This is a genomic window from Pedomonas sp. (genome assembly GCF_036515995.1).
GTDB lineage: Bacteria > Pseudomonadota > Alphaproteobacteria > Sphingomonadales > Sphingomonadaceae > Pedomonas.
The window spans coordinates 15903-30854 of sequence record NZ_DATBUP010000189.1 but is presented as its reverse complement, the minus strand read 5'-3'; the positions used below and the strand labels follow the sequence as shown (position 1 = coordinate 30854).

12 protein-coding genes, 1 tRNA gene and 1 pseudogene are annotated in these 14952 nt (G+C 63.7%); 9 read left to right on the top strand and 5 right to left on the bottom strand.

The features are described from left to right. Positions 1-1138: pseudogene (locus VIG90_RS14175) on the bottom strand (hypothetical protein); the annotation flags it as partial. 205 nt (positions 1139-1343) lie between these two features. Between VIG90_RS14175 and mnmA the strand changes: the two are divergent. The 4 genes from mnmA to VIG90_RS14155 all read left to right on the top strand — a co-directional run bounded on the left by mnmA (position 1344) and on the right by VIG90_RS14155 (position 4409). After that, entirely contained in the window at positions 1344-2531 is a 1188-nt protein-coding gene (mnmA, locus tag VIG90_RS14170) for a tRNA 2-thiouridine(34) synthase MnmA (protein ID WP_331594171.1), read from the top strand. A gap of 102 nt (positions 2532-2633) precedes the next feature. After that, positions 2634-2710 (top strand) — tRNA-Met (locus VIG90_RS14165). A gap of 179 nt (positions 2711-2889) precedes the next feature. Further along, a complete protein-coding gene (locus tag VIG90_RS14160) occupies positions 2890-3804 on the top strand; it encodes a hypothetical protein (protein ID WP_331594170.1) in 915 nt (304 codons plus the stop codon). A 209-nt stretch (positions 3805-4013) separates the two neighbouring features. After that, a complete protein-coding gene (locus VIG90_RS14155; protein ID WP_331594169.1) occupies positions 4014-4409 on the top strand; it encodes a glycine zipper 2TM domain-containing protein in 396 nt (131 codons plus the stop codon). A 97-nt stretch (positions 4410-4506) separates the two neighbouring features. Here the strand turns inward: VIG90_RS14155 and VIG90_RS14150 are convergent, their stop codons facing one another. Both VIG90_RS14150 and VIG90_RS14145 read right to left on the bottom strand, forming a co-directional pair. Beyond that, on the bottom strand, positions 4507-5475 hold the full coding sequence (locus tag VIG90_RS14150) for a DUF808 domain-containing protein (protein ID WP_331594168.1): 969 nt from the start codon (positions 5473-5475) through the stop codon (positions 4507-4509). Between the two features lie 73 nt (positions 5476-5548). After that, positions 5549-6184, bottom strand: coding sequence for a DUF937 domain-containing protein (locus tag VIG90_RS14145; protein WP_331594167.1), 636 nt, complete (start codon positions 6182-6184; stop codon positions 5549-5551). A 161-nt stretch (positions 6185-6345) separates the two neighbouring features. Here VIG90_RS14145 and VIG90_RS14140 point away from each other — a divergent pair, with 161 nt between their 5' ends. The 5 genes from VIG90_RS14140 (at position 6346) to VIG90_RS14120 (ending at position 11507) form a co-directional block, all read left to right on the top strand. Next, positions 6346-6849 carry a DUF3597 domain-containing protein gene (locus VIG90_RS14140; protein ID WP_331594166.1) on the top strand — a complete coding sequence of 168 codons (504 nt, stop codon included), beginning with the start codon at positions 6346-6348 and terminating at the stop codon, positions 6847-6849. Between the two features lie 203 nt (positions 6850-7052). Continuing rightward, positions 7053-8066: a PEP-CTERM sorting domain-containing protein gene (locus VIG90_RS14135; protein ID WP_331594165.1), complete on the top strand. Its 1014-nt coding sequence runs from the start codon at positions 7053-7055 to the stop codon at positions 8064-8066. A 300-nt stretch (positions 8067-8366) separates the two neighbouring features. Then, positions 8367-9389, top strand: coding sequence for a PEP-CTERM sorting domain-containing protein (locus tag VIG90_RS14130; RefSeq protein ID WP_331594164.1), 1023 nt, complete (start codon positions 8367-8369; stop codon positions 9387-9389). Between the two features lie 174 nt (positions 9390-9563). Continuing rightward, on the top strand, positions 9564-10589 hold the full coding sequence (gene ahr / locus VIG90_RS14125) for an NADPH-dependent aldehyde reductase Ahr (RefSeq protein WP_331594163.1): 1026 nt from the start codon (positions 9564-9566) through the stop codon (positions 10587-10589). Positions 10590-10637: 48 nt separating this feature from the next. Then, positions 10638-11507, top strand: coding sequence for an MBL fold metallo-hydrolase (locus tag VIG90_RS14120; protein ID WP_331594162.1), 870 nt, complete (start codon positions 10638-10640; stop codon positions 11505-11507). A gap of 11 nt (positions 11508-11518) precedes the next feature. On the opposite strand, the gene VIG90_RS14115 is transcribed toward VIG90_RS14120, so the two are convergent. Continuing rightward, entirely contained in the window at positions 11519-13195 is a 1677-nt protein-coding gene (locus VIG90_RS14115; RefSeq protein ID WP_331594161.1) for a sensor domain-containing protein, read from the bottom strand. 193 nt (positions 13196-13388) lie between these two features. Beyond that, complete coding sequence (locus tag VIG90_RS14110) at positions 13389-14873, bottom strand: SulP family inorganic anion transporter (RefSeq protein ID WP_331594160.1); 1485 nt, start codon at positions 14871-14873, stop codon at positions 13389-13391. Positions 14874-14952 lie beyond the last annotated feature (79 nt).

Below are 14952 nucleotides of genomic sequence, written 5' to 3'. Positions count from 1 at the left end.
CCGCTGCCGCCATCACCACCAGTTCGGGCTGGTCAACCGATGCGTTGCTGGGAACGTTGCCTGCAGCCTGAGCGGCAGGAGCGCGCATTTCCGCCAGTACCATTTCAGCCGTCGGCGCGGCGTCGGCCATCAATGCCGTTCCGGTCATCAGGGCCATCACGTCGGCAACCGTCTCGGCCTTGGCGGCCTCAGCGCCGCGGCGCTGTCCGCTACCGGCCTCACGCACGGTGCTGGCGGTCTGGCCGCTGGCAGGCGCGATGGCGGCCAGTGCGGCGGCGCTTGCTGCATCAGGCGTCTCAACCGGGGCGGCGGACAGATTGGTCCAGCTCTGCGCAGGCTGGGTGGGAAGGCTTGTCACCGTCGCGGTCAGCGGGCGGGTCTGCGCCACGGCGCTCAGGTCATGCCGGGCGGTGGGCAGATCGCGCTGCTCGAAGCCGGGCTCAACCCCGGGCTTTGCAGGCTCGGCGCGCGGTGCGGTCTCCGTATCGCCCGCAGCGGGCTCGATTGCTGCTGCATTAGCCGCCGCATCAATGCCGAACTCGGCTGCCGGCTGGGCAGCCGGTTCGCGCGTCTGCTGGGGCTGGGCAGGGGCCGCCGCTGTCAGCACGGCGGCCGGGTCAGCCATCGGCGCGTCTGTCATCGGCGCTTCAGCCGTTTCCGCTTCCGGCGTGTCGGCGTTGGTCAGATCCGCCTGCGTCTTGCGGGCAGGGCGCGGAGCCTCGGCAGCGGCCTTGCCGGTCTCGTCGGTTGCCGCGACGGTTGCGGCCTGCGCTTCGGTGTTTGCGGGCACGGCGGCAAGCAGCGCCATGCTGCTGGCCATGCCCGCGTTGAGGCCCGCGGTGAGGCCCGCGTTGAGGGAAGAGCGGCCCGGCAGCGTGCCCGAGTCCGCAAATGCCAGCTTCAGCCGCGTCAGTGCCGAGCCCGCGCCTTCGACGCTGGCGGCCTGCGGAAAGGCGGGAGCCGCGTCCGTGGAAACAAGGTCCGCAGCCGGTGCGCTCTCAAGGCCGGCGTTGCCCATCAGTCCGGCCAGCACGGCGCCAAACGCCCCCTCCGCCCCGGTTGGGGACGGGACAGCCTCAGGGGCCGCCTTGGGCGCTGTGCCATTGCTGGCAATCGATATGGGTAAAAACCCGGCCATGCTCGCTCCGTTTCGTGCGTTCGCCAAACAGCTAAGCAAAAGCCGGGCCAACTTCTGGAGTCGAGGGATTCCAAGGGATTGCGCGGGTTCCCAGCGCGCCCCTGCGGCGGGAAGGGACTGCCGCGCCCGGCAAGCTTGGCACGGCTGGGCGAAAATTGCCGGGGCTGGCCTTGTGGTCCGTGGGCAACGGCGTTACCTCACGCCCATGACCAATTCGCTCGGATTTGATAAGCCGGAAGCTGAAACCCGCGTCGTCGTTGCGATGTCGGGCGGGGTGGATTCATCGGTCGTCGCGGCCCTCCTGAAAGAGCAGGGCTATGACGTGGTCGGCATCACCCTCCAGCTGTACGATCACGGCAAGGCCGTCGGCCGCACCGGCGCGTGCTGCGCGGGCACGGACATCCATGACGCTCGCCGCGTGGCGGACAGCATCGGCATTCCCCATTACGTGCTGGATTACGAAAGCCGCTTTCGCCAGTCGGTGATGGATGACTTTGCCGACAGCTACCTGCGCGGCGAGACGCCGATCCCCTGCGTGCAGTGCAATCAGGAAGTGAAGTTCAAGGACCTGCTGGAGACCGCGCGGGACCTGGGCGCGGATTGCCTCGCCACCGGCCATTACGTGCGCCGCCTCGGCACGCTGGACGCACCCGAGCTGCACATCGCGGCCGATCCCGCCCGCTGCCAGAGCTATTTCCTGTTCTCGACGCCCCGGGAAGCGCTCGCCTACCTGCGCTTTCCCCTGGGAGGCATGCACAAGCCTGACGTGCGCGCGCTTGCGGAGAAGTACGGCCTTGCCGTTGCCGCCAAGCCGGACAGTCAGGACATCTGCTTCGTCCCCTCCGGCAAGTATGTGGATGTGGTCGAGAAGCTGCGCCCCGGCGCGATCGAGCCCGGCGAGATCGTCCACCTTGATGGGCGTGTGCTCGGCACGCACAAGGGCATCATCCATTACACCGTCGGCCAGCGCAAAGGCCTTGAGATCGGCGGTCTGGCCGAGCCGGTCTATGTGGTGAAGCTCGACCCCGCCCGTAAGCGCGTCATCGTCGGCCCGCGCGAGGCGCTGCTGACGGCCTCGCTCGCCCTGCGCCACGTGAACTGGCTGGGCGAAGACATTCCGGAAGACGGCGTGCCGCTCATGGTGCGCGTGCGCTCCACCAGCCGTCCGGTTGCGGCGCGCTATGTGCCGGGCCCGCAGCCCCATGTGGTGTTCGACGAGCCCGAGGCCGGCGTCTCTCCGGGGCAGGCCTGCGTGTTCTACGGGGTCGGCGACAGCAGCGGCCGCGTGCTCGGCGGCGGCTGGATCAGCGGCACCACGCCCGCCCATCCTCTGATGGCGGCGTTGAAGAGCGGGGCGGCCCCGCAAGCCCCACAGGCTTCGGCACAGGCGTAACGGGCAGTTTCAGGGTGGGTCGAAAAAAGTCTGCACAAAGGCTGAATGAAGCGCTTGACGGCTTCCAATGATAGCCTTATAGACCCGGCCTCACCGGTGAGTGGCGGAGTAGCTCAGCTGGTTAGAGCAGCGGAATCATAATCCGCGTGTCGGGGGTTCAAGTCCCTCCTCCGCTACCAAACTGCATCAAAAGGCTGCCCTCGGGCAGCCTTTTTGCGTTTGGGTTCTGTCGCGTTTTTCTTAGCGACGCTGATTTTTTTAGACTAATAGATATGTTTGGTCTGCTATAGTTTCGGCCCCAAATTGCGTGCTGTGGGGCGCTCGGTTTGAGTGCTTACTGAAAAATGGTTTAGCCTATATGAGCATACTTCAAGAGATTCAGAGTGAAGTACTGGCGAATGAAGTCCTCCTCAGTACTATACTGTTAAAGATGAGATTCCTCGCGTCGAGACTCGATAGCGAATTGCTTGAAGATTGGATTAGAAACGAGTGCGAAGGGTATCCTAGAAATGTCGAGGTGCCCGATTACAGAATTCTTGGTGTTAGCTACAAGGGTACATGGTCAGGTCCGTGGGGTGGAGGAATTCAAAACGCACCTATTCCGATACATCTGATTGAGAAATACGCCGGACCTGAATGGGTAAACCATAAGGTGCGAGAGAGCATTGCTGGTGTTGAGGCTCTCACAGAAGATACAAGCGGTGAACTTGCGATTGACGCCTCCAATCTCATACTGATTTTGCAAGATAAGGTTTACGAAGGATTGGCATGTAATTCGGTTATGGGAAAAATATCCATGGCTGCTATGCGTGAAATTAAGCACTCTGTCCGAAGCCGAATTTTAGAATTCACTCTTCAATTGGAGAAAAAATTTCCTGAAGCGGTGGATATTACGTTGCATAGATCCCTTGTGAATTCTTCGGAAAGAAAAGAAATGGTAACCCAAATTTTTAACCAAACAGTATATGGAACTGTTAACAATGTAACAGCCTCGGATAATTCTACTGTAAATTTTACAGTGATTAAGGGGGATATTGATGCAATGATTGGTGGGCTCGTCAAAGCGGGGATGCCACATGAGGCAGCGAAGGAGTTTGCAGAAATTGTTGCATCTGAAAAACCGCAAAATAACGAACAATTAGGCAGCAAGGCTTTGGCATGGATATCTAAACAGATCTCTAAGGCCGCAGGTGGAGTATGGAATATCACATCATCGGCTCTTACAAATTTACTTACGGAAGCGGCTCTAAAGTTCTACGGGTTAAAGCCTTGACGCTGGTTGCATCGCTACTTCGCGATCTGGCCGTTTTAAGGGTTACCCTCAGGTAGCGTTTTTGCGTTTGCTAAACGCAGGCGGCCTTCACCCGTCGCAGTTCATCTCCCAGACATTAGAACGGCTCTAAAATTTTCTCCATGCAGCGGTGTCCTGCACAGCTCTGGTGCGTTCAAGTCCAAGAGCTTAGCTGGAAGTGGAGAACTGATATGAAGCGAATGACCTTTCTGATCGCGGCGATGATCGGCTCCATGAGCCTGTCGGCCTGTGCGAGCAACGATTACGGCTACCGGGATGACCGGCCCGGATACGGCAACCGGTACGAGAACGATCGCGGGCGCGACCGTGACCGCCGCGAGCGCCGTGAGCGGGCCGAGCGTCGCCATCTGGGCGACAATGACGTGATCTACCGCGATCGGGACGGCCGCTATTACTGCAAGCGCGACGACGGCACCACCGGCACCATCGTGGGCGCTCTGGGCGGCGGCGTGCTCGGCAACGTCATCGCGCCGGGCGGCTCCAAGACCCTCGGCACCATTCTGGGCGCAGGCGCGGGCGCACTCGCCGGCCGTGCCATCGATCGGAGCGACGTTCGCTGCGAGTAGCCTGGCCTGCGGCAGCAGTGTTCGCTGCGCGTGATGTGTTTCGCATGAAAGGGGCCGCGTTCCGCATGACGGGCGCGGCCCTTTTGCGTACCGCCGCTCAGCCTGCCGGGCGGACCTTCGCCCACAGCTTCTCCAGAAGCGGCGTGATGAGCTTCGTCGTGACCGGAATCAGCAGAAGGCCCAGCGCCAGCCCGAACAGGCCGTCGCACAGGGCGGTGACGGTCCAGTTGGTGAAGCCGGTCAGGGCAGGGGGGACGGCGGCCGCGGCCTGTTCGGCCAGATGGTGAATGGTGCCGTAGGGCTCGTGCAGGCCAAGGCCGTGCAGGGCGTGGATGAAGATGCTGCCGCCCACCCACAGCATGGCGGCGGTGCCGACGACAGAGAGCAGCCACAGCAGCTTGGGCACGCCCTTGACCATGAGGCGGCCGATGCGGCGCGTCGGCATGAACCGGCCCTTGCGTGCCATCAGCACGCCCATGTCATCCAGCTTCACGATGAGCGCGACCGCGCCGTAAACGCCGACGGTGATCAGAATGCCCACCACCGCCAGGGTGAGGAGCTGCATCCAGATGGACGGGCTCTCGATGACCGAAAGCGAAAGCGTCATGATCTCCGCCGAGAGGATGAAGTCGGTCTTGATCGCGCCGAGCACGCGCTCCTCTTCCAGCTCGGTCGGGTCCCTGGCGTCGTGCGCTTCGGCAGCATGCTCATCGTGCGGGTTCAGCACATGCCACACCTTCTCCGCGCCCTCGAAGGCGAGGTAGGCGCCGCCCAGCATCAGCAGCACGGTGATGGCCTGCGGCAGGAACAGGTCGAGGCCGATCAGCAGCGGCAGCAGGATCGCCTTGTTCTTCAGGCTGCCCCAGGCGATGCGGCCGATCATCGGCAGCTCGCGCGCCGCCTTGAGGCCGGAGACGTATTTGGGTGTCACCGCCGCGTCATCGATGACGACGCCAAGCGCCTTCGTGCTCGCCTTGCCCGCACCGGCGGCAATGTCATCCACCGAGGCGGCGGCGATCTTCGCGATGGCCGCCACGTCATCCAGCAGGGCCAGCAATCCACTCATGACGATACCCCGTCCAACATCCTGAAAAACCGCAACCTACATGGCGGGATAACGCCTGACGAGGGTGTAACCATCAGCGCCGGAACTGGCCCACCATGCGCATGATATCGTCAAGCGGGTTGCCGTCGCGATCCGTGTCGAGGCCGGAGAGCAGGCTGCCCAAACCGCCGCTGCCCAGCCCGCCGCTGCTTTGGCCGCCGCTTGGGCCGCTACGCTGCCCGGTCGCTCCGCCCAGCATCTGGCCGAGCGCGCCGCCGGCACCGGGCGCGGCGCTCTGCTGCGCCGCCCCGCCACGGCTGGCAAGGTAGCCGGAAACGGCCATGGCCAGCAGCGGAAGCATCTTCTTCAGGAGGGACGGGTCCATGCCGGTCTGCTGCGCGGCCTGTCCGGCCACCGTGCGGCTCACGTCCTTCGAGCCGAAGAGCTGACCGAGAATCTCATTGCCCGGCTCGCGCGGGGTGGGCTGCTGTGACGTCACCGTGTTCAGCAGGTTGCCGCCGCCAAGGCTGCCGAGCAGGCCAAGCAGGCCGCCGCTTCCGCCAGCGCCCGGGCCGCCGCTCGATTCCATCTGCGCCTGTTTCCTGAAGCCGCCAAGCAGGGCGGGCAGGAGTGCGGATGCGCCCGTCTGCGCCTGCTGCTGATTGATGCCGAGCTCACGCGAAATCGAATCCAGCGCACCCGTTTGTCTCAACATGTCTGTCACGTTCATCTCGGCTTCCCCAACTGGTCTGCGGGATCAAACACGCTGGCGCAGCGTAGTTACCAACTGGCCAGATCAGGCCACGCTTCAGAACCATGAAGCATGGCGATGAAGCTGGAACGCCTCATCGGCACGTCGGTTTAACGGGGTCACGGAGCAGGAGTTGCACCATGAGCATTTTCGGCAAGATCAAGGACGCGATCTTCGGCAAGAAGGCGGCAGCCAAGCCGGCAGCCAGCCCCGCATCCGCGAAGCCCGCAACTGCGCCTGCTCCGGCAGCGGCCCCTGCTGCCCAGCCCCAGCCTCGCCCTCAGCCTAAACCCGCTCCCGCCCCGGCTGGCGCTCCCACCGCTGCTCAGGCCCAGCCCGCCACTGCTCAGGCCCAGCCCGCCACTGCTCAGGCGCAGCCCGCCGCCGAGGTGGATGTGGAGGCGATCCTTGAAGATCTGTCCGCCAAGTCGGGTCAGAAGCTGAACTGGCGCACGTCCATCGTTGACCTGATGAAGCTGCTCGGCATGGAATCCAGCCTGTCGGAACGCAAGGAACTGGCGCAGGAGTTGGGTTACACCGGCGCGCTTGACGGCAGCGCGGAGATGAACACCTGGCTGCACAAGCGCGTGATGCGTGAGTTGGCGGCCAATGGCGGCAGGGTGCCCCAGTCCATGCTGGACTAGAAGGTAATTACTATAAAATTTAAGATTAACGTCCCCGCCTTCGCAAATATCGAAGGCGGTATTTTTTTAATGTCGGAGGATTTTACATTCGAACTATTTGATGCGTTGTCGTAAAATACGTAATACATTGGATTTTATTTGGGAATTAAAGGCTGGCATGGCTGTTGCTTCATAAAAAGACGAGATCTTTCAGGGGAGTCGCCATGAAAACCTTTTCTCGTCTTGCTGCCGTCAGCACCCTTGCCGTGTCGGCTGTTTCCGGTGTCGCCATGGCCGCGCCCATTGCCTTTCCGCCTCCGGCGAACGGCCTGGTCACGCTGCAATATGGTGACTTCTCCGTCTATTCGCTGGGCCTGCTGAATTACTACAGCACGGGCAATCCCGGCGTTCCGTCCGGCAATGATCCGTATCACCTGCCCACCGGTCCGTCCCGGTTGGGGGATTACATCGTCGTTGCCACGGGCGCTCCCGGTGCATCCAATGTTGCCCATGCCAACACGGACAATCCGTTCAACACCGCCCAGCCGGGCAGCCCGTCCAGCTTCTGGACCGGCTCGGCACCCGAGCCGACCCCCACCTTCACGGGCGACAACAACGGCACGTGGGATGTTTCGGTCGATGCCCTGCGCGGGTACCTGAGGGGTCAGAGCCTGTTCTTCGGCTTCAACCTGAACGAGGCCGACGAAGGCTCCTCCCTGAGCGGCGACCCGCAGGATGCGCTCGCCTGGGGACAGGTCACTCTGGTGGATCTCGACTCTGGCCTTGATCCCGTCTCCTTCGTGTTTGACGGCACCAATCCCGTCCCGTTCATCGAGCAGCAGACCCTGTTTGATGCCGGTGACGGCGTTGCGTGGGGGCACATTCACGGCCAGATCTGCGTGCGGGACATCACCGCGGGTGCACCGCAGTTCCTGCACGTGGGGGCCTGCACCCCGGCGGACGTGGGCGGCAGAACCATCCGGCAAAATCTGGGCACTGACAGCGCCGCCTTTGCTCTGACCAACGAAGAGCTGAACAGCCTTGTTCAGAGCTCGGGCTATGACATCCTGCGCTTCGATTTCCGCCTGTCCGATCTCAACAACGGTTACGAGCAGCTGTTCATCTTCGGCGCGGGGCCGGGCTCAGGCACGCCGGTGCCGGAACCGGCCGCCATCGGCCTTCTGGGGCTGGGCATACTGGGCATTGCCGCCGCGCGTCGCCGCAAGCAGGCGGCATGACGAGCCTCGGCTTTACCCGATAAAAAGAGAAAAGGGGGCGGCCTTAGAGGTCGCCCCCTTTCTTTGTCGCGCACCTTCCCTTGGTTGTCGGTACATTTTGCTATCGGTGCATCGTCACTTGGACCAGTGACCAATACAGTCCGGACAAATATTTCTTAATAATTTTCAGTCCGTCGGGAACTTTTACATTTTCTAATTCTAAACTTGACTGTTAACTATAAAAACGGCTGATTTCGGCGGAAATCGTTTCTTGGCACAAACGTTGCTTGGTTCATGGCGATAAAGTCTCAGGGGCCTGCCATGAAGTCGATCGTTAAAACTGCAACCGCCAGCATCCTTGCCATGACCGCCTTCGCAGGCGCTGCACAGGCCGCACCGCTCACCTTTCCGGAGCCGAACAACGGTGTCGTCTCGCTCCAGTATGGTGACTTCACGGTCTACTCTCTGGCGATGCTCAACTACTATGCGCACAATAAGACGAGCGCGCCGTCGGGTGACGATCAGTTCTACTTGCCGTCGGGCCCGGGCCGCATCAGCGACTACATGGTGATTGCAACCGGTGCGAACATCAGCAATTCCGAGTTCGCTAACACGGACAATCCGTTCAACACCTCGCTCCAGGGCAACCAGAGCTCGTTCTGGACCGGCTCCGCGGCCGAGCCCAGCCCGACCTTCACGGGCGACCAGAGCGGCACCTGGGATGTCTCCATCGACACCCTGCGCAACTATCTGAACGGCCAGAACCTGCACTTCGGCTTCAACCTCAACGAGTCCAACGGTGGCCAGTCCCTCACCGGCACGGCGCAGGATGCGCTGGCATGGGGCAAGGTAACGCTGGTCGATCTCGACACCGGCCTTGGCGACATGACCTTCATCTTTGATGGCACCAACGCCAACCCGGTCGTTCAGAGCCAGACGCTGTTCGACAACCCGGCCGACAGCGTCGCCTGGGGCCACATCCATGGCCGGATCTGCGTCAAGAGCACCTCGACCACCTCCACGCCGGAGCTGCTGCACCTTGACGCCTGCACGTCCGCCGATGTGGGCGGCGTGACCATCAACCAAAACCTGGGCGCTGACCGCACCGCCTTTGCCCTGACCAATGCTGACCTGAACAGCCTGGTTCAGAGCTCGGGCTACGACATCATGCGCGTCGAGCTGCGCCTTGCCGACATGAACAACGGTTACGAGCAGCTGTTCATCTTCGGCTCGGGCACGTACCAGGTGCCTGAAACGCCGGTGTCGGAACCGGCAGCCATCGGCCTCCTCGGTCTGGGAGCCCTGGGCATTGCCGCTGCGCGCCGCCGCAAGAAGGCTGCATAACGAAGCTCGATCTTACTCAGCAGAAGAGGAAGGGGCGGCCCCAGGGGTCGCCCTTTTCTTTTGATCGCCCTATTTTCTCCACCCCATTTCCCCTTTGTTGCCGGCGCGCCGGAACGGCGGCCAGCTTTGCCGGTTCCCCCCTCAAGGCCGGGGAGAGTCATGGGAGGACGGGCAATGGCGACGGAATCGGTGCGGGCGTGGGCGGCGGACTCTGCTGGCGGTCCGCTCAAGCCGTTCAGCTTTGCGGCCGAGGAGATGCGGCCCGATGATGTGGAGATCGCCGTCGAGACCTGCGGCATCTGCCATTCCGATCTCTCCATGCTCGACAATGAATGGGGCATCACCGCCTATCCCTTCGTGCCGGGGCATGAGGCCATCGGCCGGGTGGTGGCGCTGGGCGAGGCCGCGCGCGAGAAGGGGCTGCAAGTCGGCCAGCGCGTCGGTGTCGGCTGGAACGTGCGCAGCTGCCTGCATTGCGCCTATTGCCTGAAGGGCGAGCATCATCTCTGCACCCGCGTCGAGGCCACCATCATCGGCCGCCACGGTGCGTTTGCGGAGCGGGTGCGGGCGCACTGGCTCTGGGCCGTGCCCATTCCAGAGGCGGTGGACGCCAGCGCCGCCGGGCCGCTGCTGTGCGGCGGCATCACCGTGTTCGCGCCGCTGCTCAATCTCGGCATCCGCCCGACGGACAGGGTCGGCGTCATCGGCATCGGCGGCCTCGGGCACATGGCGCTCATGTTCCTGCGGGCGTGGGGCTGCGAGGTCGTCGCCTTCACGTCCAGCCCCGGCAAGGCGGAGGAAGCGCGGCGGCTGGGAGCGCACCGGGTTCTCTCCAGCCGGGATGCGGACGAGATGGCGCAGCATGCCGCCAGTTTCGACATGGTCCTGGTCACCGCCAACGCCCCGCTCGACTGGAACGCCATCCTCGGCCTGCTCGCCCCCAAGGGGCGGCTGCACTTCGTCGGGGCCGTACTCGAGCCCGTCCCGGTGCAGGTCATGACCCTGATCTCGGCGCAAACCAGCGTCTCGGCATCGCCCACCGGCTCGCGCGCCGCCATCGACGCCATGCTGGACTTCGCCGCGCGCCACGGCGTCAGCCCGCAGGTGGAGCATTTCCCCATGTCCCGCGTGAATGACGCGATCAGCCACATGCGGGAAGGCAAGGCCCACTACCGCATCGTGCTGGATGCCGATTTCTAGAAACGGCCCTTGGACCTTTGCCCTGGCATGTCGGCGAACGGAGGCATCATGCGTATTCATCACATCAACTGCGGCACGGACTGTCCGCTGGGCGGTGCGCTGTTCGACGGGCGCAGCAAGGGCCTGCGCGGTCATCTGGTGTGCCACTGCCTTGCCATCGAGACCAACGAGGGGCTGGTGCTGGTGGATACCGGGTACGGCCTGAAGGACGTGCGCCACCCGCACGAGGAACCCAGCCCGCGCATCACCCGCACCATGCGCAACCTCCTGAACATCCAGCTGCGGGAAGAGGAAACCGCCGTCTGGCAGCTGAAGGAGCTCGGCTTCGACGCCCGGGACGTGCGCCACATCCTCCTCACCCACCTCGACTTTGACCACGCGGGCGGCCTGGAGGACTTCCCCAATGCCCGGGTGCATGTCATGGATGCGGAATTCTCCGCCGCCACCGGCCCGCGGCGCGGCTTCGTTGCCCGCAACCGGTACCGCCCCCGCCAGTTCGATGAGGTGCGGGACTGGCGGCGCTACTCCGGCCCGGCGGGCGAGCCGTGGTACGGCTTCGGCGCGGTGCGCGCGCTGGAGGGGCTTCCGCCTGAAATCCTCATGGTGCCGCTGCCCGGCCACACCTGGGGCCACGCGGGCATCGCCATCGACACCGGCAGCGGCTGGCTGCTCCATGCGGGAGACGCCTATTTCTATCATGGTGAAATGCGCCGGGCCGAGCGTGAGTGCACGCCGGGCCTGCGCGCCTACCAGACCATGATGGAAGTCGACCGCCAGCAGCGCCTCGCCAATCAGGAGCGGCTGCGCAAGCTCTCGGTCGATGCCGCCCCGGAGGTGCGCATCTTCTGCGCCCATGATGCGGTGGAGTTCGAGGAGCTTGCCATCATGGGCACCATGCCGCCCGTGCGGCCAGTCTAGGCGCTGCCAGCCTAGGCACTGCCGGCCTCCTCGGCGAATTCCTCCATGAACGTGCAGATTTCGTCTGCGGGCAGGGGGCGGGCGACCCAGTAGCCCTGCAGCTCGTCGCAGCCGCTGCTTTGCAGGAAATCCCGCTGTTCGGTCGTCTCCACGCCCTCGGCCGTCACCTGAATGCCCAGCGCCCGGCCAATGGTGGTGACGGCCTGCACGATCGCCTCGGAATCCGCCATCTGGCCAAGGTGCTGGATGAAGGACCGGTCGATCTTCACCTTGTCCACCTTGAATTCCCGCAGGTGGCTCAGGCTGGAATAGCCGGTGCCGAAGTCATCGAGCGCAATGCTCACGCCCGCATCGCGCAGGCTTTGCAGGGTCTCGGTCACGTCGGTTTCGGTGTTCAGCACCGCGCTTTCCGTGATTTCCAGCTGAAGCCGGCTGGTGGCGAGGCCCGCCTTTGCGGCAATGGCGATGACCCTGTCGGTCAGGCCTGGGTCCCGCAGCTGGATGGCGGACAGGTTGACCGCAACGCTCAGCTCCGGATACGGCGCAATGGTCTGGCAGGCCTGCGTCAGAACCCAGTCGCCCAGCATGTCGATGAGGCCCGTGTCTTCCGCCACCGGGATAAACTGGGCCGGCAGCAGCGGGCCGAGCTGGGGATGTTGCCACCGCACGAGCGCCTCGAAGGACACGACCCGGTCGCTGTCGAGCGCAACGATCGGCTGGTACACCACCCCCAGCCCTTCGCCGCGTTGCAGGGCATTGCGCAGGTCGGCCTCGATCTTGCGGCGTTCGCGAATGTTTTCATCCATCGCCTCGTTGAAGATGCGAAAGCGCGCGCGTCCCGCATTCTTCGCCCGGTAGAGGGCCAGATCCGCCTGCCGTTGCAGCTCCACCCGGCTCAGGTCGCCTGGCGGCATCATCACGACGCCGATGGAGGCGCTGACGAAGGCCTGTGCGCCGATCACATCGAACGGCTGGCTCGCGGCGTTGAGGATGCGGCGGCAGACTTCCTCCACCTGTCGCGGGTCCGCAATGTCCGCCAGCAGAATGGCGAATTCATCGCCGCCCAGCCGTGCAACCGTGTCCGTGCTGCGCACAAGGGTGGTGAGCCGCCCGGCGAAGTCGCGCACCAGCGCGTCTCCCGCCAGATGCCCATGGGTGTCGTTCACTTCCTTGAAGCGGTCCAGATCGATGTAGAGCAGGGCGCTGTGCCCCGCTTCGCGCACCGGGCGCAGGATCAGCTGCTCCAGACGCTCGTTGAACAGGGCGCGGTTGGGCAGGCCGGTCAGGGAGTCGTGAAAGGCGAGGTAGCGGCTGTGGGCTTCGGCTTCCCGGTACGCGGTCACGTCGGAGACCACCGCGACGATCAGCTTGTCGCCGTTCGTAAGCTGAATGACGCGCTTGCGGGTAACGACGGTATGGTTGAGCCCGGTGTTGTCCGTGAACTGCTGCTCGCACTCATCCTCGCCGCTGGCAAGGGCGCGGTCGTCACTTTCCTTGAAAGACTGGGCGAACTCGGGCCACAGCTCGGTTTCACTGCGCCCGGTCGCCTGCTCGCGATCGAGGTTGAAGTAGCTGCACGCAGCGTCGTTGAGCAGGATAAGCCGCTGGCTCAGATCCTTCACAAAGATCGGAACCGGTATGGCATCCATAACGGTTTCCAGATCCCGGATAATGGGAAAGCTCTTCATCAGGAACGCTGCCCTCACGCTGGCCCCGCTCAGCGCAGCCTTCGCTGCTCAGCTTGAGCGGTCTCATGCCTGTTAGTACGGGCTCGATCCGGGCAGGTTCCTGATTTTGCGCCTTTCTGGTGCGGATGGTCGATGCAGGTCCCGCCGCGCCCCGGTGGGCGCTGGCGGGATCCGTGCATGGGCTGAAGGCCGCCTAGTGGGCTCCGGCCTCGGCGGCTGCGCCCGGCTTGTCGTGAGTGCCGAAGCGCTGAACCATGGTGGCGCTGGCTTCGTTCAGCCCCACGACGTCAACGGCCGTGCCTTCCCGGCGGAAGCGCAGGATAGCGTGGTCAAGGCTGCCGATGGCGGTGATGTCCCAGAAGTGGGCGTGGGACACGTCGATCACCACCTGCTCAAGCCCCTCGCGCACATCGAACGCCTCGAGGAAGCGCTCGCTGGAGGCGAAGAACACCTGTCCGGAAACCCGGTAGGTGCGGGTGCGGCCATCGGCGGACAGGCTGCTGTCAACGCGCACCAGACGGCGCACCTTGGCGGCGAAGAACAGGCCGCTCAGCACCACGCCCGCCAGAACGCCGCGCGCAAGGTCATGCGTCCACACTACCGTGACGACCGTCACGATCATCACGGCCGAAGATTGCCACGGCAGGCGCTTCAGGTCGGTGATCGAGCGCCAGCTGAACGTGCCGATGGAGACCATGATCATCACTGCCACCAGCGCGGGCATGGGGATCTGGCTGACCAGCGGCCCCAGCGCCACGATGAGAATGAGCAGCACGACGCCCGCCGTCAGAGTGGAGAGGCGGGTGCGCCCGCCCGACTTCACGTTGATGACGGACTGGCCGATCATGGCGCAGCCGCCCATGCCGCCGAGAAAGCCGGTGAAGAAGTTGGCGATGCCCTGGCCCTTGCACTCCTGCCGCTTGTTGCAGGAGGTGTCGGTCAGGTCGTTGACGATCTGGGCCGTCAGCAGGGATTCGAGCAGGCCTACCGCCGCCATGGTCAGCGAATAGGGCAGGATGATCTGCAGCGTCTCCAGCGTCAGCGGCACATCGGGGATGAGGAACGTGGGCAGGGCGGAGGGCAGCTGGCCCATGTCGCCCACCGTGTTCACGTTCAGCCCCCAGTAGATGGAAATGGCGGTCAGCAGCACGATTGCCACCAGCGGGGACGGCACGGCGCGGGTTACGCGCGGGAACAGGTAGATGATGGCAAGCGCCGCGGCCACCATCACGTAGGTCACCCACGTGACGCCGATCAGCTGGGGCAGCTGGGCCATGAAGATGAGGATGGCCAGCGCGTTGACGAACCCGGTCATCACCGAGCGGGAGACGTACTGCATCAGGAGGTCCAGCCGCAGAAAACCGGCCATGATCTGAATGATGCCCATCAGGATGGTGGCGGCGAACAGGTACTGAATGCCGTGATCCCGCACCAGCGGCGTCACCAGCACGGCAACGGCGGCGGTGGCGGCCGAGATCATGCCGGGCCGCCCACCCACCAGCGCGGTGATGACCGCGATGGAGAAGGAGGCATAGAGCCCGACCTTGGGGTCGACCCCCGCGATGATGGAAAAGCCGATGGCTTCCGGAATGAGGGCCAGAGCCACCACGAGTCCGGCCAGAATGTCAGCACGCGGATTGGAAAGCCATTCGCGGCGAAGCGAAGACAAGTAGGTCATGGTTTGTTTAGAACCTGAAGTCGATATTCGCGTCAGCCCGCCTCGCAAAACATGCGGCGGAATTTCAATCAGACGCGAA

Bases quoted from the DNA above. Each gene is read 5' to 3' on its own strand.
- VIG90_RS14150 (WP_331594168.1), bottom strand. From the start codon at position 5,475: ATGAGTGGATTGCTGGCCCTGCTGGATGACGTGGCGGCCATCGCGAAG.
- VIG90_RS14115 (WP_331594161.1), bottom strand. From the start codon at position 13,195: ATGAAGAGCTTTCCCATTATCCGGGATCTGGAAACCGTTATGGATGCC.
- VIG90_RS14160 (WP_331594170.1), top strand. From the start codon at position 2,890: ATGAGCATACTTCAAGAGATTCAGAGTGAAGTACTGGCGAATGAAGTC.
- VIG90_RS14140 (WP_331594166.1), top strand. From the start codon at position 6,346: ATGAGCATTTTCGGCAAGATCAAGGACGCGATCTTCGGCAAGAAGGCG.
- ahr (WP_331594163.1), top strand. From the start codon at position 9,564: ATGGCGACGGAATCGGTGCGGGCGTGGGCGGCGGACTCTGCTGGCGGT.
- VIG90_RS14145 (WP_331594167.1), bottom strand. From the start codon at position 6,184: ATGAACGTGACAGACATGTTGAGACAAACGGGTGCGCTGGATTCGATT.
- VIG90_RS14120 (WP_331594162.1), top strand. From the start codon at position 10,638: ATGCGTATTCATCACATCAACTGCGGCACGGACTGTCCGCTGGGCGGT.
- mnmA (WP_331594171.1), top strand. From the start codon at position 1,344: ATGACCAATTCGCTCGGATTTGATAAGCCGGAAGCTGAAACCCGCGTC.
- VIG90_RS14155 (WP_331594169.1), top strand. From the start codon at position 4,014: ATGAAGCGAATGACCTTTCTGATCGCGGCGATGATCGGCTCCATGAGC.
- VIG90_RS14130 (WP_331594164.1), top strand. From the start codon at position 8,367: ATGAAGTCGATCGTTAAAACTGCAACCGCCAGCATCCTTGCCATGACC.
- VIG90_RS14110 (WP_331594160.1), bottom strand. From the start codon at position 14,873: ATGACCTACTTGTCTTCGCTTCGCCGCGAATGGCTTTCCAATCCGCGT.
- VIG90_RS14135 (WP_331594165.1), top strand. From the start codon at position 7,053: ATGAAAACCTTTTCTCGTCTTGCTGCCGTCAGCACCCTTGCCGTGTCG.